The 22931-nt window shown below is 61.7% G+C and carries 23 protein-coding genes; 8 read left to right on the forward strand and 15 right to left on the reverse strand.

What is annotated here, in order from left to right; all coding sequences use genetic code 11:
- Positions 1-11: 11 nt before the first annotated feature.
- The 5 genes from HP556_RS07995 to fliL form a co-directional block, all read right to left on the reverse strand.
- Positions 12-3542 (reverse strand): tetratricopeptide repeat protein, encoded by a 3531-nt coding sequence (locus HP556_RS07995; RefSeq protein WP_338117546.1) that lies wholly within the window; start codon positions 3540-3542, stop codon positions 12-14.
- Between the two features lie 248 nt (positions 3543-3790).
- On the reverse strand, positions 3791-4561 hold the full coding sequence (locus HP556_RS08000) for a MotE family protein (RefSeq protein ID WP_068735654.1): 771 nt from the start codon (positions 4559-4561) through the stop codon (positions 3791-3793).
- Positions 4558-4995 (reverse strand): DUF6468 domain-containing protein, encoded by a 438-nt coding sequence (locus HP556_RS08005; protein ID WP_089265176.1) that lies wholly within the window; start codon positions 4993-4995, stop codon positions 4558-4560. The genes HP556_RS08000 and HP556_RS08005 overlap by 4 nt, the downstream gene beginning before the upstream one ends.
- Positions 4992-6191, reverse strand: coding sequence for a flagellar motor switch protein FliM (gene fliM / locus HP556_RS08010; protein WP_410001823.1), 1200 nt, complete (start codon positions 6189-6191; stop codon positions 4992-4994). The genes HP556_RS08005 and fliM overlap by 4 nt, the downstream gene beginning before the upstream one ends.
- Positions 6192-6209: 18 nt before the next feature.
- Positions 6210-6701, reverse strand: a complete 492-nt coding sequence (fliL, locus tag HP556_RS08015; protein ID WP_175366556.1) for a flagellar basal body-associated protein FliL — start codon at positions 6699-6701, stop codon at positions 6210-6212.
- Positions 6702-7063: 362 nt separating this feature from the next.
- Here fliL and flgF point away from each other — a divergent pair, with 362 nt between their 5' ends.
- The 4 genes from flgF to flgH are packed head-to-tail and all read left to right on the forward strand — an operon-like array spanning position 7064 to position 10547.
- Complete coding sequence (gene flgF, locus HP556_RS08020) at positions 7064-7828, forward strand: flagellar basal-body rod protein FlgF (RefSeq protein ID WP_089265179.1); 765 nt, start codon at positions 7064-7066, stop codon at positions 7826-7828.
- Between the two features lie 12 nt (positions 7829-7840).
- The gene (gene flgG / locus HP556_RS08025) at positions 7841-8629 is read left to right on the forward strand and encodes a flagellar basal-body rod protein FlgG (RefSeq protein ID WP_089265180.1); all 789 of its coding nucleotides are present in this window, start codon (positions 7841-7843) and stop codon (positions 8627-8629) included.
- 5 nt (positions 8630-8634) lie between these two features.
- Positions 8635-9789, forward strand: a complete 1155-nt coding sequence (flgA, locus tag HP556_RS08030; RefSeq protein ID WP_175366557.1) for a flagellar basal body P-ring formation chaperone FlgA — start codon at positions 8635-8637, stop codon at positions 9787-9789.
- Positions 9790-9794: 5 nt separating this feature from the next.
- Positions 9795-10547: a flagellar basal body L-ring protein FlgH gene (gene flgH / locus HP556_RS08035; RefSeq protein WP_068736258.1), complete on the forward strand. Its 753-nt coding sequence runs from the start codon at positions 9795-9797 to the stop codon at positions 10545-10547.
- 127 nt (positions 10548-10674) lie between these two features.
- On the opposite strand, the gene HP556_RS08040 is transcribed toward flgH, so the two are convergent.
- From HP556_RS08040 to HP556_RS08055, 4 genes are all read right to left on the reverse strand, one after another.
- Positions 10675-11463, reverse strand: coding sequence for a 2-keto-4-pentenoate hydratase (locus HP556_RS08040; protein ID WP_175366558.1), 789 nt, complete (start codon positions 11461-11463; stop codon positions 10675-10677).
- A 139-nt stretch (positions 11464-11602) separates the two neighbouring features.
- Positions 11603-11866, reverse strand: coding sequence for a hypothetical protein (locus tag HP556_RS08045; protein WP_120291376.1), 264 nt, complete (start codon positions 11864-11866; stop codon positions 11603-11605).
- Positions 11867-12068: 202 nt separating this feature from the next.
- Positions 12069-12479 carry an RNA polymerase-binding protein DksA gene (dksA, locus tag HP556_RS08050; RefSeq protein WP_068735634.1) on the reverse strand — a complete coding sequence of 137 codons (411 nt, stop codon included), beginning with the start codon at positions 12477-12479 and terminating at the stop codon, positions 12069-12071.
- A 248-nt stretch (positions 12480-12727) separates the two neighbouring features.
- Positions 12728-13138: a flagellar assembly protein FliX gene (locus HP556_RS08055; RefSeq protein WP_175366559.1), complete on the reverse strand. Its 411-nt coding sequence runs from the start codon at positions 13136-13138 to the stop codon at positions 12728-12730.
- Positions 13139-13465: 327 nt separating this feature from the next.
- On the opposite strand from HP556_RS08055, the gene HP556_RS08060 reads away from it, so the two are divergent.
- The 4 genes from HP556_RS08060 (at position 13466) to HP556_RS08075 (ending at position 16000) form a co-directional block, all read left to right on the forward strand.
- Positions 13466-14590 (forward strand): flagellar basal body P-ring protein FlgI, encoded by a 1125-nt coding sequence (locus HP556_RS08060; protein WP_089265184.1) that lies wholly within the window; start codon positions 13466-13468, stop codon positions 14588-14590.
- Positions 14590-14937 (forward strand): flagellar assembly peptidoglycan hydrolase FlgJ, encoded by a 348-nt coding sequence (flgJ, locus tag HP556_RS08065; protein ID WP_089265185.1) that lies wholly within the window; start codon positions 14590-14592, stop codon positions 14935-14937. The genes HP556_RS08060 and flgJ overlap by 1 nt, the downstream gene beginning before the upstream one ends.
- A gap of 17 nt (positions 14938-14954) precedes the next feature.
- Entirely contained in the window at positions 14955-15449 is a 495-nt protein-coding gene (locus tag HP556_RS08070) for a hypothetical protein (RefSeq protein WP_175366560.1), read from the forward strand.
- 164 nt (positions 15450-15613) lie between these two features.
- A complete protein-coding gene (locus tag HP556_RS08075) occupies positions 15614-16000 on the forward strand; it encodes a hypothetical protein (protein ID WP_175366561.1) in 387 nt (128 codons plus the stop codon).
- A gap of 8 nt (positions 16001-16008) precedes the next feature.
- On the opposite strand, the gene HP556_RS08080 is transcribed toward HP556_RS08075, so the two are convergent.
- From HP556_RS08080 to HP556_RS08105, 6 genes are all read right to left on the reverse strand, one after another.
- Positions 16009-16368 carry a hypothetical protein gene (locus HP556_RS08080; protein ID WP_175366562.1) on the reverse strand — a complete coding sequence of 120 codons (360 nt, stop codon included), beginning with the start codon at positions 16366-16368 and terminating at the stop codon, positions 16009-16011.
- A 93-nt stretch (positions 16369-16461) separates the two neighbouring features.
- Positions 16462-16827 (reverse strand): flagellar biosynthesis regulator FlaF, encoded by a 366-nt coding sequence (gene flaF / locus HP556_RS08085; protein WP_068735623.1) that lies wholly within the window; start codon positions 16825-16827, stop codon positions 16462-16464.
- A gap of 3 nt (positions 16828-16830) precedes the next feature.
- Positions 16831-17208, reverse strand: coding sequence for a flagellar biosynthesis repressor FlbT (gene flbT / locus HP556_RS08090; protein WP_089265190.1), 378 nt, complete (start codon positions 17206-17208; stop codon positions 16831-16833).
- 255 nt (positions 17209-17463) lie between these two features.
- Positions 17464-19062 carry a flagellin N-terminal helical domain-containing protein gene (locus HP556_RS08095; protein WP_175366563.1) on the reverse strand — a complete coding sequence of 533 codons (1599 nt, stop codon included), beginning with the start codon at positions 19060-19062 and terminating at the stop codon, positions 17464-17466.
- Between the two features lie 374 nt (positions 19063-19436).
- The gene (locus tag HP556_RS08100; protein ID WP_175366564.1) at positions 19437-21026 is read right to left on the reverse strand and encodes a flagellin N-terminal helical domain-containing protein; all 1590 of its coding nucleotides are present in this window, start codon (positions 21024-21026) and stop codon (positions 19437-19439) included.
- Positions 21027-21308: 282 nt separating this feature from the next.
- Positions 21309-22931, reverse strand: coding sequence for a flagellar biosynthesis protein FlgL (locus HP556_RS08105; RefSeq protein WP_175366565.1), 1623 nt, complete (start codon positions 22929-22931; stop codon positions 21309-21311).

Consider the following 22931-nt stretch of genomic DNA (forward strand, 5'->3'; position numbering starts at 1 on the left):
GAAGCTCGCCCCTACCGCGTCATCTCGATCTTGCGGACATTGACGACCGGCTGCGGCTTCAGCGAGCCGGTCGGCATCGGATCCGCACTGGCACCCGGCAGGATCGCCTTGGCGCTACTTTCGGGGAAGCGCGTCTTCATCTCGCGCAGGAAGCCGTCGAGCGTATCGACGGACGCGGCCATCTTGGCAATGGCGGCGAATTCCGAAGAGTTGGTCGAGGTCGGCTTGCTCGCGGTGTCGAAGGCGATCTTGTCGGCACCGACATTCATCAGCGGCGCATACTTTTCGCGGAAGCGCGCGAGACCGAGGGCGTCTTCCGCCAGCGCATAACCCACGACAGCACGGATGATGTCGCTCTTTTCGCTTGGCGTCAGCGGCGAGAAATCCCGCCAGCGGTCGCCATAATAGAGTTCGATCTGCTCGGAGGCCTCGCGCCAGCGCCGCGACGACCAATAGATATCCGAGCGGAGCCGGATCGCTTCGCGTCCGCTGACATGAGAGATGATGTCGAGCGCCAGCTCGCGGCGGCCGATGTCACTCTGCGCCCGCGCCTCGAGCAGCAGCCGCTGTTGACGCAGCTCACCATTGAGATCGGCAATCCGCGTAGTGCGCAGCGCGGCGATGGCGCGGTCGGGCTTGCGGCTCATCAGATAAACCATCGCCAGACGCGCAGCGACCTGCGAGCGTGCAGCTCCCTCGAGACGGTGATCGACCTGATACTGCAGAAGCTCGGCGGCCTGATCGAGCAGATCGACGGCCACGAGACGATCTGCAAGACGGCGGATCATTTCGTCGCCGCGGCGGCCGATCGGGGTCAGCTCGCGAAACTCGTAGAACATCGCCAGCGCATCGACCGGCGGCAGGCTGTCGCCCTTTGGCGACAGATAAATTTGCGAGAACAGCGCTTGCGCTTCATCCTGCACCTGGCGCGCGGCTTCGCTGTTGGCCTGGCGCTCGGTGGCCGTACGGGCGGCCAGCAGCGAGTCATTGTAGCGGCCGAGTTCGGCATACATGCGCGACAGGATCTGCAGCACCTGCACTTCCGTGCCGTCGCCGCGCCAGGTCACTGCCAGCACTTCGAGATCATGCAGCGCGTCCTCGCTGCTGATCTCGTTGCGCTTCTGGCGCAAATTGATTTCGCGCAGCTTGGCTTCCGCTGCGGATTGACGATCCACCGACCCGGTAACGTCCTGATACTTCGACAGCGCATCCTTCTCGCGGCCGAGCGCCTCATCGAGCCAGCCGCTGAGCAGCATGGCCGCGGGCTTGATCTCCGGCGAGATGCCGACCGTTTCGAGCTCACTGCCGCGCGACGACGCGCCGGCATAGTCCTTGACCTCGAGCGAGGCCCGCAGCGCGAGCATCAGGGCCGCACGCTGCAGATCGGCCGGCAGCGCGGCGAGCGTGAACTCGGCATTCTTGAAACGCTCGCGCGCCTCGACCCATTTTTCCTGTTTGGCGTAGGCGAGCGCCTTCCATAATTCACCGTCGTAACCCGGCCCGAGCACCGGATTGGCGATATCCTTCAGGGTCTGTTCGGGACGCCCCATCATCGCGCTGGCCACCGCATGGACGATCAGCGCGACAGGGCTTTCCTCGCCGACCTTGGTGTCCGCGATCGCGAGATCGGCGACGCCCTTGGCCTCGTGATACATGCCGCGCGCCATGTAGAATTTGGCCAGATCCATCCGCGCCTGCGGCAGCGAACTAGCTTCGGCCGATGACATCGCGTCGATCAACTCGTCGAAGCGCGCGTTGAACGGGCCTTCCTGATCCTTGCGCCACTGGCCGACATCGAAGATCGGCCGGGCGACCGTCGAGGCGCGCTGCGGCGCCGCATCGGCTGCCGACAGCGTCAGGCCGCCGGGCTTGGTGAGCATCACCTTGTCGATACTGGCTTCAACGGACACGTCGTCGGAGTTCACCTGAACCACCACGCCGTGAATCGATTCCAGCAACGAGAATTCAACGAAGTCCTGGCGACGGATGAAGCCGCGCGATGGTGGCAGCGCGGTGATGATATTGAGCGTATCGCCGGCATCCGGATCAACCAGGCGATGCTTGAGACCGGGCTTGGCCAACGGCACCTGCACGCTGGCGCGCGAGGGATCGGCAATGTTGCGCACGGCGGACAGCGGCTGCGACGGCGTCTGACGTGTATCGGCCAGCATCAGCGACCAGGCCTGTCCCGCGCCGGCAGGATCGTCGGTCGTGAGCGAAGCCAGTTGTGGGCGATTAAGGCGGATGCGGATCGCCTGCCCCTTCTCCAGCGGGATCGTGCTCACATCGGCAATGATCGATCCGCTGTCGCGGCGGATCGGCGCGGTGTCGATGGGCCGCGTCGAATCTGCCACCAGCCACAGGATATCGCCGCGGCGAAACAAAGCGGCCGGCGTTTGCGATGGAAAGGCAAAGGCTATGCGCACGCCGTCGCTGCTGCGCTTGACCTCAACCGGCATGCCCGCCGGTTCGGTCGACGCAGCAGCAACGGGTGCAGCAGCAGGGGCCGCCGCAACGACAGGCGCAGGCGGCGGTGTTTCTTTCGCAGGAACGACGACAACAGGCTCGGCTGCCGGCGCAGGCTTGGGTGACTCAGCGACCTTGGCCGCCTCTGGCTTCGGCTCTTCCGGCTTCGCTGCCGCGACGGGCGCTGCCGGTACAGCCGTCGCAACCTCGACTTTCTTCTCCGGAACGATCTCTTTCGCGATCACTTCGGAGGTCGGCGGCACGATCTCGCCGGAGCGCTGTGCCGGGACGCTGGCGGGCTTTTCGACCTCAGGAGGCTTCACCGCGACTGGCGGTTTCTCGTCCGCAGGAGCGGCCACCGGCAGCTTGGCCAGCGGCGACGGCTTTTCATTCTGCTGGAAGCCGATGTCGACGACGTAGCTCTTGTCCTCGCGGAACGACTTCACATCGACGTCGCCGATCAAGCCGATCTCGACGGCGGTCCGGTTGCCGTCCATCGCCTGACCGATCGATGCGACATTGGCGGGTGCAGACAGTTTGGCATCGGCGAGATCGAACACCAGACCGGCGTTGAAGGTCAGCGTCAGCGTCTTCTCGTTCAGCACCGACGACACACCGACGCCGCCGGTCTCGAACACGAAGCGCACGAAGGTCGGCTGCACGGATGCGCGCACGCGGATCGGCGGCTTCTTCTGGCTTTCCGCGGCAGCGCGTTGCTGGCGCAAGGCGCGCTCTGCCGCGCGTGCACGCTCCGACAATTCCTTGACCACATCCTGCGGCAAACCGGGCGGCATGCCCTTCCAGGTGTCGGGCAATAGATCGATGAAGATGCGCTCGCCCGCCGCCATCGAATTGACGGTCACCCTGCGTGACAACGCGAGACGGATCGCCGTGCCATCGGGATCACGGCGCGCGGAGCCGATATAGTCGGGGGCGGCGTCGCCGAGAATCTCGACAGGAATATCGACCGGCCGCTTGAAGCGAATGACGAGAATGGTGCCGGCTTGCGTCACCTCGGACTCCACGTCCTCGGCAAGCTTCAGCACAATGCGGCCATAGCCGCCCGACGTGCCCATGCTGGCGGTGCCCCTCACCGCTTGCGCAGATGCGGCATCCGGGAACGACAACGCAAGACAGACAATGCCCGCGAGGACCGCACAACGTCGAACGGCCCGCGTCCATGCGCGAGCTTGCGTCCAACATGCAACGGCAGCCGTCCGTGCCATTCAGAAGTGTCTCTCAGCCCGATGCTCGAAGGACGACCGGTCGTTCGCCCTGTGTCGAATCTAGATTCCGCGCTCTAAGGATTTGTTAATTAATTTCTTTAATTCCGGCCCTGCTGGATCGGCCTGCCTTCGATCTTGGGCAGTTCGACCGCCGCGGCAGATCGTTCGCCGCCCGAGGCGCGGCGCGCCAGTTCAACGGTGAGGCGTTCGGCGGCTTCCGGCTGCATCAGACCGAGAATGTCGGACATCTTCCGAGGCGCGATCTGCGAGGCGATCTCGAACAGCACCGGCATTTCCAGCCGGTCGAAGATCTTCGCGGCGTCCTTCGGCTTCATGCTTTCATACATCGTGACGATACCCTTGAAGCGGGCGGCATCGACTTCGCTCTTCTGATCGTTCGCCGTCTTGATACCGGCTTCGACGCCCTTTAATTCGTCGACGCGGGTTTCGATGCGCTTCTCGGCGGCCTTCAGCAGGCTCTCGCGAATGTCGATCTCGCGTGCACGCGCTTCCAGCTCCTGACGACGCGCTTGCAGCCGTTCGAGGATCGCCCGTTCGGCCGGCGAGATTTGAGGAGACAGTTCGACAGGCGGGTTGCTGGTCGGTTCGATCGCTGCAGGCGCTGCTACCGCGGGCTTCGGCTCTTCCTTCTTGGCTGACACCGAGCCGGTAATGTCGCCGTCCGCTGGCTTGCCGCCCGGGAAGTTGAACATCTCCTGCGCCCACGATCCTTTCGTAGGCTGAGGCTGCGGATCGTAGTTGAACACGTAGCCGCCATCGATCACCAGGCCGGCGATCTTGAGAATCGCCAGCCCGAAAACCGCCACCAAGACGACAGGAAGAATACGAACGTCCCGAAAAGCTTTCATGCAGCGATGCCGTCAGGCCTCCTCCGCTCGGCAAACGCCTGCGCTGCCGCGGCATTGGCCCGCGCTGCGGACACCCGCGGCGCATCAGGGTCGGTTTCGGTGAGCGGCCGTGCCGCCACCGCGATCTTCGATAGTCGGCGCACGACAGCGTCGCTCTCGGCGAGCTGGGCTTTTAGTTGATCGGCCAGCGCCGTTGCCGCCGAAATCTGGCTGCCGAGATTCTCATTGACGTCGCGCACGGTAAGCTTGAGTCCGCCGATCGCACGCTCGGCGATCTCGGTCACGGTGATGAGCTCGCCGATCGTGGCCTTCAACGATTGCTCGTCCGCCTTGAGGCGCTTCAGGCGCTTATTGAGCAACATGCAATAGGCGATGGTCAGGATCAGAAGCACCGCAACCAGGCTCTCGATCACAATTCCTAATGAATGACTCATTGTGCCTCCATCAATTTAGTTTGCTCATCAGCCTTCTCAAACATGGCGAAGGTTGTGTTAGGCTTGCGTAATTGTTTCGTGACTCTAATGGCAACGCGGTCGCCGACACGGCCCATGCGACCTTCAGTCAAGGTCACGGCTCCGCAACGCACGGCAACAAGGGCATCCGCCCGCATTTCCAGCGGCAGCGTATCGCCCACTTTGAGAAGCATCAGCTGTTTCAATGGGATCTCCGCCTCATACAGCACGGCGTCGACGGCGATCTCGGCCTGAGCAATTTCAGTGGCGAGATGGCTTTCCCAGATCGGATCACGGCCGAATTTTTCGCCCATGAACATCTGCATGAGCACGGCGCGGATCGGCTCGATCGTCGCATAGGGCAGCAGCAATTCGATATTGCCGCCGCGATCTTCCATGTCGATATGCAGGCGCACCAGGATTGCGGCATTGGCTGGACGGCTGATGGCGGCAAAGCGCGGATTGGTCTCAAGCCGGTCGATGGTGAAAGCCACGGGCGACAGTGGCCGGAACGCCTGTTCTGCGTCGGCCAGCACGACTTCGATCAGGCGCTTCACCAGATTGGTTTCGATGGTGGTATAGGGACGGCCCTCGATGCGCAGCGAGGCCTGACCACGACGGCCGCCGAGCAACACGTCGATCATCGAATAGATCAGGCTGGAATCGACGGTAGCGAGGCCAAAATTCTCCCACTCCTCTGCCTTGAACACGCACAGCACGGCTGGCAGCGGAATCGAATTCATATAGTCGCCGAAACGCACCGAAGTGATGCGATCGAGCGAGACTTCGACGTTGTCGGAGGTGAAATTGCGCAGGCTCGTCGTCATCAACCGCACCAGACGGTCGAACACGATTTCGAGCATCGGCAGACGCTCATACGACACCATCGAGGAATCGATGATGGCGCGAATGCCGGAATTCTCGTCGAGATGGACCTCGTTGACGCTGAAGCCGAGGAGATTGTCGATTTCTTCCTGCGAGAGAACACGCTCGCCGCCGTTCTTGCCGCCGCCGATATCGCGACCGCCGTCCTCGACCATGGCGGCCCATTGCTCCGCCATGGTGCCGGTAAGTTCGTTTTCAGCAGCAGCTTTCGCCGCCTCAACGGGATCCTCTGAATCCAGAGAAGCTTCCCACTCGGCGGCAATTGCGTCCTGATCGACCTGTTCGGTAGACATCAGCCTAAATCCAATTCCTCACTGAATGAGGATTTCCTTGAACAGCACAGCGTTCACGTGATGGGGCGAGATCGCGGCATTGACGCGCCGCGTCAGCTCTTCCTTCAGCCGGAACATGCCAACGGAGCCGTTCAGATCGGTGGTGCGCAGTTCGCGCAGGTAAACCTGGAACATGTCGGTGATGCGCGGCATCGACGGCGTGATCTGCGCCACCAATGGCGCTTCCTTCACCTCGAGCACGATCTTGGCCTTGAGATATTGCACGCGCTCGCCGGGCTGACCGGCAAGGTTCACCAGAATCTCCGGCACATCGATGAAGGCGAGCGGCTTCGCAGCCGGCGCCGCCTCTTTCTTCTCTTCCTTGGGATGTCCCTTCAGGAAGAACCAGCCGCCACCGCCCGCTGCAAGCACCAGCACGCCCACGACGATTGCGATCAGCTTGAATTTGCTCTTGGGAGCTGCCGCCTCGTCCCCAGTCGGGGTGCTTTCTGAAGTTTCCGTATCCGCCATCGCCTGCCCGTCCGGGGTTGGGATGAGCTCGATGCTGCAAAGCAGGCAATAAAGACGCGATACAAATGCTGCCAGCGCCCAAGGCCCTGTGTGATCGTGACGCTAGGTCGCAATGGTTAACGGAATCTTTCTTTTGACGCTCAACTAGGAAAATTCTGCCGGCAAATATGGTCAACAAGACCTTTCTGCCGCCTGATTTCACGCCCTGAAAACCACCAACAAATTGAAAAATATCAGCTTTTTGACTTGGCACGGCTTTCGCTAAGTAGTCTGCGAACCGCGGCTTGGGAGAGCTGTGCGGTTTACGGGATCCGCGGCGAGCTTGGGAGAGCGACCCGCGCGAACTTAGGGGAGAACCACCGATGGAGAATATGCTTCTCGTCGGACTGTCGCGGCAGATGACGCTTCGGCGTCAGATGGACGTCGTGGCGAACAACATTGCGAATATCAACACGAGCGGCTTCAAGGCCGAGCGGACGATTTTCGAGGAATATCTGAGCCCGGCCGCCCGCGAAGACAACTTCGTCGGCCGCGACCGCCGCGTGTCCTTCGTGCAGGACCGCGCCACGATGCATGATTTCACCGGCGGCGCGACCGAGCAGACCAAGAATCCGCTGGATGTCGCCATCGACGGCAACGCCTTCCTCGCGGTGCAGACCCCGAATGGCGAGCGCTACACCCGCGACGGCGGCATGCAGATCAATTCGCAGGGCCAGCTCGTGACTGCATCGGGCGCACCGGTGCTCGGCGCCAATGGCCCGATCGTGTTCCAGCAGACCGACCACGATATCAACATCTCGCAGGACGGCACGGTCACGGTGCTCGAAGGCATCAACCGCATCGACTCCGTGCGCGGCAAGATTCGCATGGTCAACTTCGCGCAGCCCCAGCGGCTGGTGAAGGAAGGCTCCAACCTGTTCTCGGCCGGTCCCGGCGCCAATCCGCAGCCGTCCACCACATCGAAGCTCAACCAGGGCTTCATCGAAAAGTCGAACGTCAGCTCGGTCGTCGAAATGACCCGGATGATCGACGTCACCCGCGCCTATACCGAGCTGTCCAACATGCTGCAGTCGCAAGGCGACGCGCGGCGCTCCGCCATCGAAAAACTTGCCGACGTTCCGGCTTAAGGAATCTGACCCATGCGCGCTCTTTACACTGCCGCGACCGGGATGGCGGCCCAGGAACTCAACGTCCAGGTCATCTCGAACAATATCGCCAACATGCGCACGACCGGCTTCAAGAAGCAGCGTGCCGCATTCCAGGACCTCATCTACGATCACGTTCGCCGCGTCGGTGCGCAAGCATCGGATCAGGGCACGGTCATTCCTGTCGGCGTCGACATCGGCGGCGGTGTGAAGACCGTCGGCACTCCGCGCATGATGACCCAGGGCACGCTGTCGGCAACCGGCGGCGATCTCGATATCGCCGTCCGCGGCGAAGGCTTCTTCAAGATCCAGCTCACCGATGGCACCTTCGCCTATACCCGCGATGGTACGTTTTCCACTGACCAGCAGGGCCGCATCGTCAACCCGCAGGGCAACCTGCTGCAGCCAACGATCTCGATTCCCCAGGCATCGTCGCAACTCTCGATCAATGCGCAGGGCCAGGTCTCGGTGATCGTACCGGGCTCGACGACCCCGACCGTTCTCGGCCAGATCAGCCTCACCCGCTTCATCAACAAGGCCGGTCTCAATTCGATCGGTGACAACCTGTTCACCGAAACACCTGCCTCCGGCCCACCGCAGGACGGTGTCGCCAATGCCGACGGCTTCGGCGACATGCAGCAGCGCAACCTCGAAATGGCCAATGTCGAAGTCGTCACCGAAATCTCGGACCTGATCGCCGCGCAGCGCGCCTATGAGATGAACGCCAAGGTCATCAGCGCGGCCGACCAGATGCTGCAATCCACCGCCGGCATGTTCCGCTGAGGAGAATGATCATGACATCAGCCATGCGTTCGCTTCTCCTCGCCACCGCCCTGCTCGCTGCTGCGGCCACCGCTGCGTTCGGCCAAGCGCAGCGCGACGAGGTCATCGCATCGCCAACGCTGCGCGCCAACGTCACGGTGTCCAGCGACGTGGTGCGGATTGGCGATGTCATCGACAATGCCGGCCCCACCGCGCAGATCGCAATCTATCGGGCGCCCGATCTGGGGACCGTCGGCACGCTATCGACCGCGCAGGTCATCGCGGCGTTGCGGCAGCATCAGGTGATCGGCGTCGATACACGCGAGCTCAAGTCCATTACCGTGACACGGCTGTCGCGCAGCATCGAGAGCAAGGATATAGAGAACCAGGTCGCGCAGTCGCTGGAGAACCGCCACGGCCTTGGTGCCGCCGCCAATCTGAGCCTGACCTTCGATCGCGAAGTCCAGGGCCTGCAGCTCGACGCCAGCAATACCGGCGCGCTGCAGCCCGTCGCGGTCCGGTTCGACGCGCGCAGCGGCCGTTTCGACGTCACCTTTGCGATTGGCAACGACTCCAACGTATCTGCCACCAAGCTGCGCTTCACCGGCAGTGCCGTCGAGACCGTGGAAGCGGCGGTGCTGGTCCGCGGCGTCGAACGCAATGAAGTGCTGAAATCTTCCGATGTTGTCATCGAGCGTCGCCCGAAAGCCGAAGTCGGTAACGATGGCGTAACGCGCGACCGCGCCGTGGGCATGCAGAGCCGCCGCCAATTGCGCGCCGGTCAGGCAATCCGCAATGCCGACCTCGCCAAGCCTGACCTCGTCACCCGCGATCAGGCGGTGACGCTGATCTACGAAACCGCCGGGCTCTACCTCACGCTCCGCGGCAAGGCCATCGAAGGCGGCACCGAAGGCGACGTGGTCAATGTGATCAACCTGCAGTCCAAGCGCACCGTCTCCGGCGTCGTGGTCGGTCGCGGCCAGGTCGCCGTTTCCGCTCCGTCGCCGCGTCTCCCCGCGCAAGTAGAAGCTCCCGCGCCAACTATTGCCCCAACCCGCGAGTCTCTCCCGTCCGAAAAAATCTCCCAGGCCAGACCTCCCCTGGCCGACTCTCCCGCTGCCAACTCTCCCGTCGCGCTTGCTGCCAACGACCACGTGCCTGTTTCTCGAAAAGCTGAGTAAAGTTGATGTTCCAGTTCCATCGTCCCTTCGCCACCGGCGCTGCGCTTCTGACGGTCGGCCTTGCTGCCAGCGGCTGTTCATCGATCGACCGTCTCGCGTCCATCGGCGAGAAACCGGCGCTCACGGCGATCGAAAACCCGACGACACAGCCCGGCTACAAGCCGGTGCAGATGCCAATGCCAAAGCCGGAGGTCGCATCCTACAACGCCAACTCGCTATGGCGCAGCGGATCACGCGCGTTCTTCAAGGATCAGCGCGCGCGTCAGATCGGTGACATTCTCACGGTCACCGTGAATTTCACCGACAAGGCCAATATCGCCAACGAGACCCAGCGCAGCCGCACCAATACGGAGAACTCGGGGATCACCGACTTTGCGGGCAGCAAGCTGCTGACAGGTTCGGCCGCCTCGGTCTTGCCCGGCCGTCTGCTGACGGCTGATGGATCGTCGTCGAGCGACGGCAAGGGATCGGTCGCACGGCAGGAAGCGTTGCAAACCAGCGTCGCCGCTGTCGTCACCCAATTGCTGCCGAACGGCAATCTCGTGGTCGAGGGCAAGCAGGAAATCCGCGTCAACTACGAGATCCGCGAACTGATCGTCGCCGGCATCGTGCGCCCGGAAGACATTCAGAGCGACAACACCATCGACAGCGCCAAGATCGCCCAGGCCCGCATCGCCTATGGCGGTCGCGGTCAGATTTCGGACGTCCAGCAGCCGCGCTACGGCCAGCAAGTGATGGACGTGCTGCTGCCCTTCTAACGTTACGAGCTCCCACATCTCATCGTGCTCCCACGCGATGAGGTGTTCACGCGCGGCCTTCCGTCAGCTCCCCTGGCGGAAGGCCGTCGTCGTTCTGGACAGACTCGAAACGCGGCGCAATCATTCGTCAGCTCTTGAAATCCACCTCGACGCTGCCCAGTCCGAGCAATTCCATTCGGACGTGATCTCCGGCACTGAGCCACGCCGTTTGCACTAGGCTGCCCGTCAGTACGAAGTCTCCGGCGCGCAATATCTTGTCTCGGGCCGCGAGATGGTTGGCAAGCCAAGCCAGTGCATGATGTGGATGACCAAGAACATCGGCGCCATTGCCGCGCCCCACTTCCGTGCCGTTAACGACGGCACGTCCAATCACCGACAGAAGATCAGGCGCCTTGCCACGAGTAACAGGCGCACCCAGAACACATCCTGCCGCAAAGAAATCATCTGCGATCAGTGTCGGCGCATCCATACTGCGCCAGTCCGCATAACGATCATCGACGATCTCGATAGCCGGATGGTAGGCATCGATCGCTGTTGCGACGTCATCAGCTGTGAACGGCTCGCCCGACGGCATCAGATCGCTCGCGAGCTGGACCGCAATTTCACACTCCACGCCGACATGTACATAATCGTTGTAGCGCAGCGACGTTCCGGCGGCATGAACACCGCTCATATAGAGTCCGCCGGCGCAAGGATGCGAAATACCGAGATATTGCTGCATCACCGCGCTTGTGCAGCCGATCTTGTAACCGACCTGCAAGCCGAAATCGGGCGACAGCAAATTGTGAAGCGCGTCCTGTACGCGATAGCCATCGGCCTCGTCATGCGGGACCGCGTCTGGCGGCAATACGGCGAGCGGCGTGCGGTTATGGCGGACGTAAGCCAGGATTTCGGCGATCGCGAGATACTTTTCCATCGGCGGTCCCTTCGCTCGTCACACGGCTCATGCCGACATATGACTAACGGGTAGCGACCACCATCCTGCTTGGCAACGGTGCGCAGCGTTGCTAGCGCGAACCGACGCTCGCGCCACTGCAACTCCTCGATTCTGGAGTTCAGCCGAAGACCCTGGTCAGGTCTTCATGAAGTCGCCTCATCCCGGCGGGTCCGGTGAATATCTCCTTCACCTCGGCAAGAGCCTCTGTGGTCAGGACGTCTTCAGAACGCCGGCCCTGCGCAGCAGTCGCAAGGATGCGCGAGGCGATCGCGGCCTGATTGCAGGAGGTGCGGTGCTGCTCCGGCACCCTTGCGACGACCTTTTGAAGAACATTCCGCATCAGCGCGATCGTATCGGGATCATAAGAGGCAGGCGCAGCCATTGTTCATCCTCCCGTTTTTTTCTGGAGCAAGCCTACGTCCTATCGGCGAATGATGACGTTCATATTCCCGTGTTTAAGAATGTCGCCGTGCTGCAGTGCAGTCATCGCAGATCACTGCATCGCACAGCATGCGTGATTGCCTTCCGGAACTCCGAAATGAAAAACGGCCGCCCGATGGGGCGGCCGTTTGGCATCTGAAAGACTATTCGTCGCGATAGACCTTTTCGCGCTTCTCGTGGCGCTCCTGAGCTTCCACGGAGAGTGTTGCGATCGGGCGGGCTTCTAGCCGCTTGAGCGAGATCGGCTCGCCGGTCTCCTCGCAATAGCCGTAGGTATTATCCTCGATGCGCAGCAGCGCGGCGTCGATCTTGGAGATCAGCTTGCGCTGCCGGTCGCGCGCCCGCAGTTCGATGGCGCGGTCGGTTTCCGACGATGCACGGTCGGCGAGGTCGGGGTGATTGACGTTCTCCTCCTGCAAAGCCTGCAGGGTGAGTTTCGATTCACGGAGGATTTCTTCCTTCCAGGCCAGCAATTTCGCGCGGAAATAGTCGCGCTGCCGGTCGTTCATGAAAGGCTCTTTTTCGGAGGGGCGATAGCTTTTCAACTTGTCCAAGGCCAATCCATCTATGCGTGCAAGGCGCCGGAAATGACCGGCCGCGCCGCAGCTTATATAGCGACGTCATGTGACAGACAATAACGTCAGGATACCTCCAGAACCGCCGTCCACCGCCCGGTTTCATGGTCGGAACCGTGCTGCTGCAGCGCACCACAACCCCGGCGCGGTCCATTGGTCCAAGAGCCATCCGAGCAGCCATACGGCTTATGCGGGTTTCAGCCGCGCTTGGGGCCGGCCTCGCCGACTTAGACCTGGCCGGCCTTGGCCAGCTCAACTTCGACCCGGAGCTCGATCTCGGAGAGCACGGCGTCCAGACCGGGTTCGCCGGATGATTCCTTGAGGTTGGCTGCCGCACTGCGCAACCGCGCCACCATGGCCGGATTGATCGAGCCCGTGAGCAGGCCGATCTTAAGTTCGTCGAGGACATCGAGCGCGCCACGGCCGCGCTTCACCGAGCGCTTGCGCCGCTCCACGGGATCTTCGACGCTCTGCATGGCCAGAAGCGCATCGATGCTGTTGGCCGCCCGGGGCGCTACGGTCGGTTTGGTCTCGGAGGTCGGTGTCGCATCAGGCAACGAAAACCCGGTCGAACTGGTTTTCTTCGCTCCTGACGACGGGGCTCCGAATGTAGTGCCGTTCGGTCCGTAAATGCGCATCGGCGTGTCCAGCGAGGGTGATGGCCGATCCCGGCCCACGGCGGCTTGCCGTCCGCTCAGTACCATCGCGAGCGTAAACGGACCTCCAACCGGAAAGGTCGTCTTTTATGGTTAATCAATCGTAAACGGCCCGGCAAAATCTGCCGCAGGCGGCACTTTCGCCGGAGCGCAAGCCGCTTGTCCAGCCCCAGATCCTTTATCATTCACATTATAAATCAACGTCTTATACCGATTTAGAACGCTGGCACGGCACTCGCATAGTGAAGGCTGGATCGTCGTCATGGGAGTGGCGAGCGGTCCAGTGAAGACCTCAGCGGGGAGCAGAGGATGCCGAGCCTACCTTCGATCCGATTCTGTCAGACGGCCTGTGCGGTGCTGCTCGTGCTGCTCGTGCAGGCGGTGTCGGCACATGCGACGTCGCGGATCAAGGATCTTGCCAATATCGAAGGCGTCCGGCAGAACCAGCTGATCGGCTACGGCCTCGTGGTCGGCCTCAACGGCACCGGCGACACCCTCAACAACATCCCGTTCACCCGCCAGTCGCTGCAGGCGATGCTGGAACGCATGGGCGTCAACATTCGTGGCCAGACGCTGCGCACCGGCAACGTGGCCGCCGTCATGGTCACCGGCAACCTGCCCGCCTTCGGCACCCAGGGCACCCGCATGGACGTCACCGTCTCGGCGCTTGGCGATGCCAAGAACCTGACCGGCGGCACCCTGCTGGTCACCCCCCTGCTCGGCGCCGACGGCAATGTCTACGCCGTTGCCCAGGGCTCCCTCGCCATCAATGGCTTTGCCGCCGAAGGCGCTGCCGCCAGCATCACCCGCGGCGTGCCGACCGTTGGCCGCATCGCCAATGGCGCCATTATCGAGCGCGAGATCGAATTCGCGCTGAACCGCCTGCCCAATGTGCGCCTCGCGCTGCGCAACCCCGACTTCACCACCGCCAAGCGCATTGCCGCCGCCGTCAACGACTTTCTGGGATCCAAGACCGCCGAACCGATCGATCCTTCCACCGTGCAGCTATCGATCCCGCCGGAGTTCAAGGGCAACGTTGTTGCCCTACTCACCGAGATCGAGCAGTTGCAGGTCGAACCGGATCTGGCCGCCAAGATCATCATCGACGAACGCTCCGGGATCATCGTGATGGGCCGCGACGTCCGCGTCGCCACTGTCGCCGTGGCGCAAGGCAATCTCACCGTGACGATTTCGGAGAGCGCCAATGTCAGCCAGCCCAATGCATTCTCCAACGGCCGCACTGTCGTCACGCCAAGCACACGTGTCGGCGTGACCGAAGACGGCAAGAAATTCGCTTTGGTGAAGGACGGCGTTTCGCTGCAGCAGCTCGTCGACGGCCTCAACGGACTCGGCATCGGCCCGCGCGACCTGATCGGCATCCTGCAGGCCATCAAGGCCGCAGGCGCCATCCAGGCCGACATCGAGGTAATGTGATGAACGTCAACACCGCTGTCGCCGCTTATCAGGCCAAGCACCCGACCATCAACGGCCGCCCCGATCAGAACCTGATCGATGCGCTGCAGAAAGTATCGCCGCAAGCTCAGGCCAAGACGCGCAAGCAGTCCGAAGACTTCGAGGCGATGTTCATCAACACGATGTTCTCGCAGATGACATCGGGCATCAAGGGCGAAGGCCCGTTCGGCGACACCACCGGCACCGGTGCCTGGCGCTCGATGCTGACAGACGAATATTCGAAGTCCTTCGCCAAGGCCGGCGGCGTCGGCATCTCCAACGAAGTCTTTCGTTCACTCATCATCCAGCAAGCCAATCGCGCCAGCTGATCGCAGAGGACACCGCCATGAACAATGCGCAACGCCAGCAAGCCGCCCCGATCGCCGCACCGCGTTCGGTCGCGACGCTGATGGAAGCCCGTCAGCTCGCCGACGAACTCATGAAGGTGATGAACGAGTTGCTCGCCGTCATCGAACAGGAGACAACGCTGGTCCGCAACGGCCATATCCGCGAGGCCATCAAGCTCGAAGCTCCGAAGGCGGACATTTCGCGTCGCTACATTGCGATGATCTCGCTGCTCAAGATCAGCCAGACATATCTCGCGCAGACGACGCCCGACCTGCTTTCGGCCTTGCGCAAACACCATGACGTGTTCCGCGCGATGCTGCAGGTCAATCTGACCGTGCTCGCCACCGCGCATGCAGTATCGGAAGGTATCGTCCGCGGCGTCAATGCCGAGGTTCAGAAGCGTAATATCCCGCAGACCTATACGGCGGCCGGTCGGCAGGCTCAGCCGGGCCGGGTCAACATGACGCCCATTGTCGTCAGCCGGTCACTTTGATCGTATAATTGGTCATGCGACCGTGGGCGCGTTTGATGCGCCGCGGCATTGCTATCTTTTAACTTAAATTGCAGCGCGCAAGTAAGCACCGGATTCAGCCGTTCGGTGCATAATGTCGGTTGGGAACGGGTCGGGATTTATCGAATGGAGCCAGGAGGGCTGCCATGGGTGCCGACTTCAATATCAAACCGGTGGGGGCACCGGTTGCCACACCGGTCATCAGACCCGCACCAGAAGCGGTGCGCGAAGCCGTGCCTACGCAACTCCCCCCGGACAAGACCGTGTCAGCAGCGCCCCGTGTACTGCAGCCGAACATTTCTGCGGCGAACTACCAGCAGATGGACAGCGAACGCATCTCCAAGGAAGTCATCATCGACAAGGGCGCAGGCGAGATCGTCTTCGTATCTGTGGACAAGAAGTCCAATCAGGTGATCGATCAGTATCCCGAGGAATCGCGACTGCGCTCCCGCGCCTATCTGCGCGCCATGGACACGCTCAACCAGGACGCAAAGCTGCAGAATCGACGTATGGAGACGGATCGCAGGATCTAATGCGCTGATCAGACGTCGCGCGTTGCAAAGGCCGTATCGAGATAGGTGCCACCGGTAGCGGCGTCGGTCACGACGTTCTTGATCGTCGCCTTGTTGTTGGCCGTCATCTGGAACTTGGTGTCGCCCACGCGAAACGAGTTATCCTTGATCAGGACCTGCTGATACTTCACGGTCCCCTCGCTCTGATACTTCACCTGCGCGCGGAAGCCTTCGACCTGCGAAATCGCGACCTCGAACTTCTTTCCATTAGCGTAGGTGCCCTGCCAACTGCCTTTGTAGGCGTCGGCATCCACCGCCACATACTTGCCTGCCGTGACCGGCGTGGTGGTCTTGTAAGCCGTTGCAAGAATGCTGAGTGCGTCTGCCATCGTGCCTCGTCGCACGCGGCTTCGAATCGCCGCGCCTGTCAGGCGCCATTAGGCCGCGCCAACCATTAAGCTAAAGTTACAGTGTCGACACGCTCACGGGCGACCGGACAGTCCCGCCGCAATATTGCGGTTGATGTCGATGAGCGCTTGCAGATGTTCCACCTGGCGGACCTGCTGAAGCGCGGTGCACTGCGTCAGAACAAAAATGCCGATATTGGCGATATTCTGCCGGATCTCGATCGATTCCGGATTCTGATCATTCATGGCATCGCCGACGAAGATGGACCAGAGCTTGCGATTGAACAGAAGAGCGTCGTCGAGACCAGCATCGGTATGGTCCCAATTTTCCACGACGTCCTGCAACTTGCGCGCTGCTTTCAGAAGGGCCTGGGCTTCGATGTCTCTCGGTGTCGCCGTGGTCTGCGCAGTACGCGCGTAAGCTTGAGCACCGATCGACATTCGCTACCTCAAAAACTCTTCTTCCCGCTTGATTAGCGGACGCAATTCCTTGAGTGCTTTGTAAAGCGCGCCGCTTAAAATAAGCTTACTGACGTCCTCGATCGTTTCACGAAAACTCGGAACCGCTTCAATCAATTCCTTGATGAAACCGAGATATAGCTCCTGATAGGCTGGGATATCGTTTTCCAGATACATCATCTGTACGCAGAGATAGACGCGTTTGACCGGCGTCGTTGCAGTCTCCGCCGTGAGGATGTCCTTTTCACGCATGATCGGCGCATCGCCATCAATCAGGAACGCCGTGCGCGTATCGGAATTGGTGATCACGCTCTGACCGATGATGATTCGCTCACCCGGCTTCAGTTCGACTCGCAAAGGCATTCAGCTCTCCTTCCCCGCAGCGGCCGTGAGGCCACATGCAAAGCCAACGGTATCTGGTGCCACATTTCGGGCGGGCATGACTATCCAGGAACCCTGAAAATACGCCTGCGATTCGAATAATACCAGCGTTCAGCGACCGGCGTCTTCAGTCTGGGGAAAGCCAGGATGCCGGGCGACGCGCCGCTGACTACCCCGACCAACGAAAAACGGCGGGATTTCTCCCGCCGTTCGGTAATCTTGGTGCGACCGCCAGACTTACTGGAGCAGCTTGAGCACGCTCTGCTGCGACTGGTTGGCCAGCGCCAGCGCGGACACCGCGATCGACTGCCGGGTCGACAGTGCCTGGCTGTTCGCGGCTTCCTCATTGGTGTCGGCCAGCGTCAGGTTGGACGAACCGGTCTGCAGCACGTTGATCAGGTTCTTGGCGAACTCCTGACGGATCTGCACGATCGACAGGTTGGAGCCGAGCGCCGAGGCCTGCGCGCGGAGAACCGAGCTGGAGATGTTGAGCGCAGCCAGCGTGTTGTTCGCCGAGGTATTGTCGAGGAAGTCCGCGCCCTTGGCGAGCTTGCTGAGACCCAGACCTGCCGGCGTCAGGGTCGTGCCGGCGATGTTGAGCGTCGACTTGCCGGTCTCGTTGAACACCAGCTTGAGCTGATCGCCACCGAGCAGGTTGATGCCGTTGAACGAGGCATCCTGCGACGTGGTCGTGATCTGATCGATGATGTTGTTGTACTGCGCAACGAGATTGGCGCGCGAGGTCTGCGACGCGAAGTCCTGAACCGGAGTGCTCGGCACCAGGCCATTGAACAGCTTGCCGACGGCCGCGGCTGTGCCGCCAATGGCGCCGATGGTCGACGAGGCCGCATCGTTGGACGTCTGGATGGTCATGAAGCCGGCGGGATCGATGACGGCTTGCAGGTTGTTCGGCGCCAGCGCGGCGTTGAGCTGCGCCAGGGTAGAGACCTGGCCGCTCGCGGTACCGAAGGTGATGTTCGTCGCGGTGCTCGACGGATTGGTCGCCGCAATCGTCAGCGTCAGCGCCGGCGGACCACCCAGGGCGGTCGGACCTGAGGTCCGCGCCTGGGTCACCGACGTACCCAGGCCGAGCCCGGCGAGTGCGGCGGTGTTCGAGCTCGTGATCGACAGATCGGAAGCCGCACCCGTGTGCAGCGTGATCGCGCCGATGGGCGCTGCCGCGTTGACTGCAGAGCCCGCACCACCCGACAGCGCATCGATCTTGCCCAGCAGCGTAGCGACGGTGTCCGTGATGTTGATTTCGTTGGCGCCCGACGCGCCCGAAGCTCTGAAGGTCAGGCTCTGACCGTTGACGGTGATGGTGTCGTTCGCCGCGAAGCTGGTAGCAATCGAGTCGGTGGCGGCAAGACCCGACAGCAGCGTGGCGCCGGTGATGGCAGCGGCATTCTTGTTGTTCGCGACAGTGCCGACATAGGTGTTGTCGGTCTTCGTGGATGTACCCAGCAGGTTGTCGGCGGTCGCACCGGGATTGATCGGCGTCGTGAACGACGACTTGGCGTTATAGCCGACCGGAATCTGCAGCGCCTGGTTGGCGATCGATTTCGCGGTATCGACCAGCTTCTGCAGCGAGGTGATGCCGGTGTTGGCCGCCTGCAACACCTGCACGCCGTTGCCGATGCCATCGAGCAGGCTGTTGATGTCGCCGGCGCGGCTGTCGAGCCCTGCTGCCGTGAAGAAGTTCGTGGGGTTGTCGAGCGCGGTGTTGACCTTCTTGCCGGTCGCAAGACGGTTCTGCGTCGTGGACAAGAGGTCCGCGGTCGACTGCAACGACAGCAGGTTCTGGCGAACCGAAGCCGATAGAACGATGCCTGACATATGGAAACCTTCCTGTTCCCCGCGCAGTCGACCTTCAGGTCGCGCAAGCGCATGGTGCATCTGACGAGACCCGTCTCGCCGCGATGCTGTCGGTTGAATTTGACGCCCTTCTGGAAGAGGAATCTCGGTCCGCCTTGCGGCAATGCCCGGATTAACGCGGCCGATTCTCGGCCTACCTTCTTCCTACTCAGGCCGAATATGACCGACGACCATTTAAGATATGGTTAACAGCGGATTAAGGCTTTCGTAAAACTGTCCCAAAACGGCAAAGGCCCGGAAAGCTTGAGCTTTCCGGGCCTTTGCGACGATCGGACAACGAAAAACGGCGGGGCTTTCTGCCCCGCCGCCTTCTGTTTCGACTAGTCCGCTGAAGTTTAGCGGAGCAGCTGGAGAACGCCCTGCTGCGACTGGTTCGCCAGCGACAGCGCGGAGACGGCGATCGACTGACGGGTCGACAGCGCCTGGCTGTTGGCGGCTTCCTCGTTGGTGTCGGCGAGCGTGAGGCTCGACGCACCGGTCTGCAGCACGTTGATCATCTGCTTCGAGAAGTCCTGACGCATCTGCACGACCGACAGGTTCGAACCGAAGGCCGAAGCCTGCGAACGAAGCTTGGAGCTGGCGTTGTTCAAACCGGTCAGCAGCTTGTTGGTGGCAGCATTGTCGAGGAAGTCAGTGCCCTTGGTCAGCGACGCCAGGCCGAGGCCCGACGGATCGAAGGTCACGCCCGTGATGCTCAGCTTGGACTTGCCGGTCTCGTTGAAGGTGAGAGCCAGCGTGTCGCCGTTGAGCAGGTTGACGCCGTTGAAGGATGCGTCAGCCGCAGTCGTCTTGATCTGATCGATCACCGTGTTGTACTGGGCAACCAGGCCAGCACGGGTGTTCTGCGCGTTGACGTCGGCAACCGGACCGCTCAGCGACAGAGCGGCGCCGAACAGCTTGCCAGAAGCAGCAGCCGTACCGGAGAAGATGCTCGTACCCTTCGTGAAGTCGAACGAGGCCTCGTCGTTGGTCGTGGTGATGGTCAGCTTGCCGGTCTTGTCGTCGATCGATGCCTGCAGGTTGCTGTCAGCCAGCTTCTTGTTCAGGTCGTCGAGCGTCTTGACCTGTCCTGCGCCGGTGCCGAAAGTGATCGTCTGAGCAGCGCTGCCATCGAGAGCACCGATCTTCAGGGTTTCGCCAACGTGGGAGCTCGTCGCCGCCGTCGTTCCAGCGGTGAGACCCAGCTTGGCCAGAACAGAGGCACTACCGCCCAGAACGATGCTGTCCGTGCCGTTGGCGCCAGTGAGTGTAACCTTGCTGGCGGTGATGGAAGCGGCTGCAGAGCCGCCACCGAGTGCCGTCTTGATGGCATCGGTCATATCGGTCGAGGTAGCAGGAGCGGTTGCAGTGGTGTTCAGAAGGATCGAGCCATCGGTATCGGTCGTGTTGGCATTGACGGTGGTGCCGAGCGCCACAACCTTGATGGTCGTTCCATTAACACTGAAAGAGTCGCCAGCAACGAAGCTACCGCCGGTCGCACCAGTAAGAGCCCCGCCGGTAGCGAGCGTACCAGCAGCTGAACCGGTGAGCGTTGCTGCCACGTCGGGCGTGCCGAGCAGATTGTCAGCGGTCGCGCCGGTAATCGTCGCAGTAGCCTGGGACTTGGTCGAATAGCCCGAGGTCGCCTGCAGCGCCTGGTTGGCAATCGACTTGGCGGAGTCAACGAGCTTCTGCAGCGAGGTGATGCCGGTATTGGCAGCCTGCAGGATCTGCACGCCGTTGCCGATACCATCGAGCAGGTTGTTGATGTCGCCAGCGCGGTTGTTCAGGCCCTGCGCGGTGAAGAAGTTGGTGGGATTGTCGAGCGCCGAGTTGACCTTGTTGCCGGTCGCGAGGCGGTTCTGGGTGGTGGAGAGAAGATCCGCGGTCGACTGCAGCGAGAGCAGGTTCTGACGAACGGAAGCCGAGAGTGTAATGCCGGACATGTTTGGTTACCTTCCTGGTAGACACAACGAACGACCTTCTTGGTCGGTATCGGGAAGATGACGCTGAGGTTCTAAAATTGCGTAAAGGGAACTGCGCGGATTCGATGCTCCTTATGCGTGTATTTAATTACCTATACCCGCCCTGAAAATGACAAAGCCCAACTCGTGAAAGTCGGGCTTTGTCATTTGTTATCAGTGCTTTTTGTGTAGCTGGGAGGTTGGCCTCCCGGACTTTGGCGAGGTGGCCAAAACCCGGCGAAGTTGTAAACACGAAGCAACCCGTTAAAGAAACTTAACCAAGCTCATCTGATAAAGATTTGACGTTGTCTGATACGAGGCCTGCAAAGCGGTCTGCAGCGCCAGAATTTTGGTCGCGACCTCGTCGTCATTGATGCCCTCGATGGAGTCGAGCATCGTCTGGGCCATCGCCTTGGTCTGAACCTGACGATCCGTGGTCGACTTGATCGACGCCTGCGCTCCGGCGAAGTCGGCCTGGATGTCCTGAATCGTCTGCTGACCGGGGATATTCGCCAGGTTTTGCGCCACGCGCTGGTTCAGCGCCGCGATCTGCGCATTGGCGCTCTTTGCATAGGTCGCATTGCTGAGTTGTGCCGGATCGACGGCCACGGCCGCGAACACCGCGACGGTCTGCAGTTGCGCGCGCAGGGCCTGCTCGTCGGCACGCGCGCCATATTGCACCTTGATCGATGTATCGACCTGGGAGACTGCCGATCCGCGGGCCGAGCCGTTGGCGGCCGTGTTCTGCTCGCCCTGATACCAGATCACGGTATTGTCGGCCGTGCCGGCAACGAGCGTGGTCGCAGAGCCGAGCGGCGTCGAGCCGACGCGCAGCGGCGGCTGGTCGAAGAAATTGTCGCCGGCCTCGATCGCGGACGCCGCCACCATCGGCCCGTTGGCGAGATCCTTCATGGCCGTGCCGAGCACGGCATTGAGATTCGCTGCGGTGACCGTCGATGACGGCGCCACCGGCGGAACGGCGTTCGGCTGACCGGGATCGATCAGGAACGAATTGGCCGGCAGCGGCGTCTGGTCCGACGCCGTCAGGACGATGTCTTCCTTCGTGCCATCCGGCATCGTGAAAGTGAACTTCACCTGATCGCCGACATTCGGGTTGGTCGCCCCGAGATCGATCGACATCGATTTCTGCACGGGCGTTGCCGGCGGCGTCGGCGGAACGGTCGCGGGCAGATCGACCGGCTGGGTGACCGTCGCACCGGCAATCGTGGTGGACACACCCGTGACCTTCATGCCGAACGGCTGCGCTGCAGCCGGCGGTGCCGGCGTCGCATCCTCTTCGGAGATCACCACCGAGGTCACCGGGGTTCCGACTGCGCTGCCAACGCGCCCGTTTGCGTTGACGCCGAGATCGGCCGTCTTGCGCTCGGCGATCACCTGCTTGAGGCCGGCGACGAGCGCACCATTGCCATTCATGATCTGGTCCGCGGGAGCGACCGGCGCCGTATCGGTGGCGCGGCCGGAGAACAGGTAGCGGTCGCCCGACCGCGCATTCAGCATATCGACGGAATCGAAGAAGCCGAGCGAAGCCGTCTTCTGCCCTGGCGTCTGACCGGTATTGTCGAAATTGCCGCCAGCGCTGACCGCGGCGCCTTTCACATCCGATCCGATCGCCACCAGCCGCTGCAGCGACAGATTTGCGACGCCGATGCGCGTGTTCAGATTGACGGCAGTATCGGCATAGGCCGCGACATTGCTGATCTGCGCGCGCAGCGCGATCGCGAGACTGCGACCGCTGCCCTGCCCTGCATAGGTGTTGGAAATCTTGCCGCTCGACAGCTGCTGCGTCAGCGCGTCGAGCTGATCGCGCAGATTGGTAATTCCGGATCCGATATAGGATGTGCGTGAGCCGACACCGCTGATCGTCAT

The sequence above is a fragment of the Tardiphaga robiniae genome (assembly GCF_013359755.1).
Lineage (GTDB): Bacteria > Pseudomonadota > Alphaproteobacteria > Rhizobiales > Xanthobacteraceae > Tardiphaga > Tardiphaga robiniae.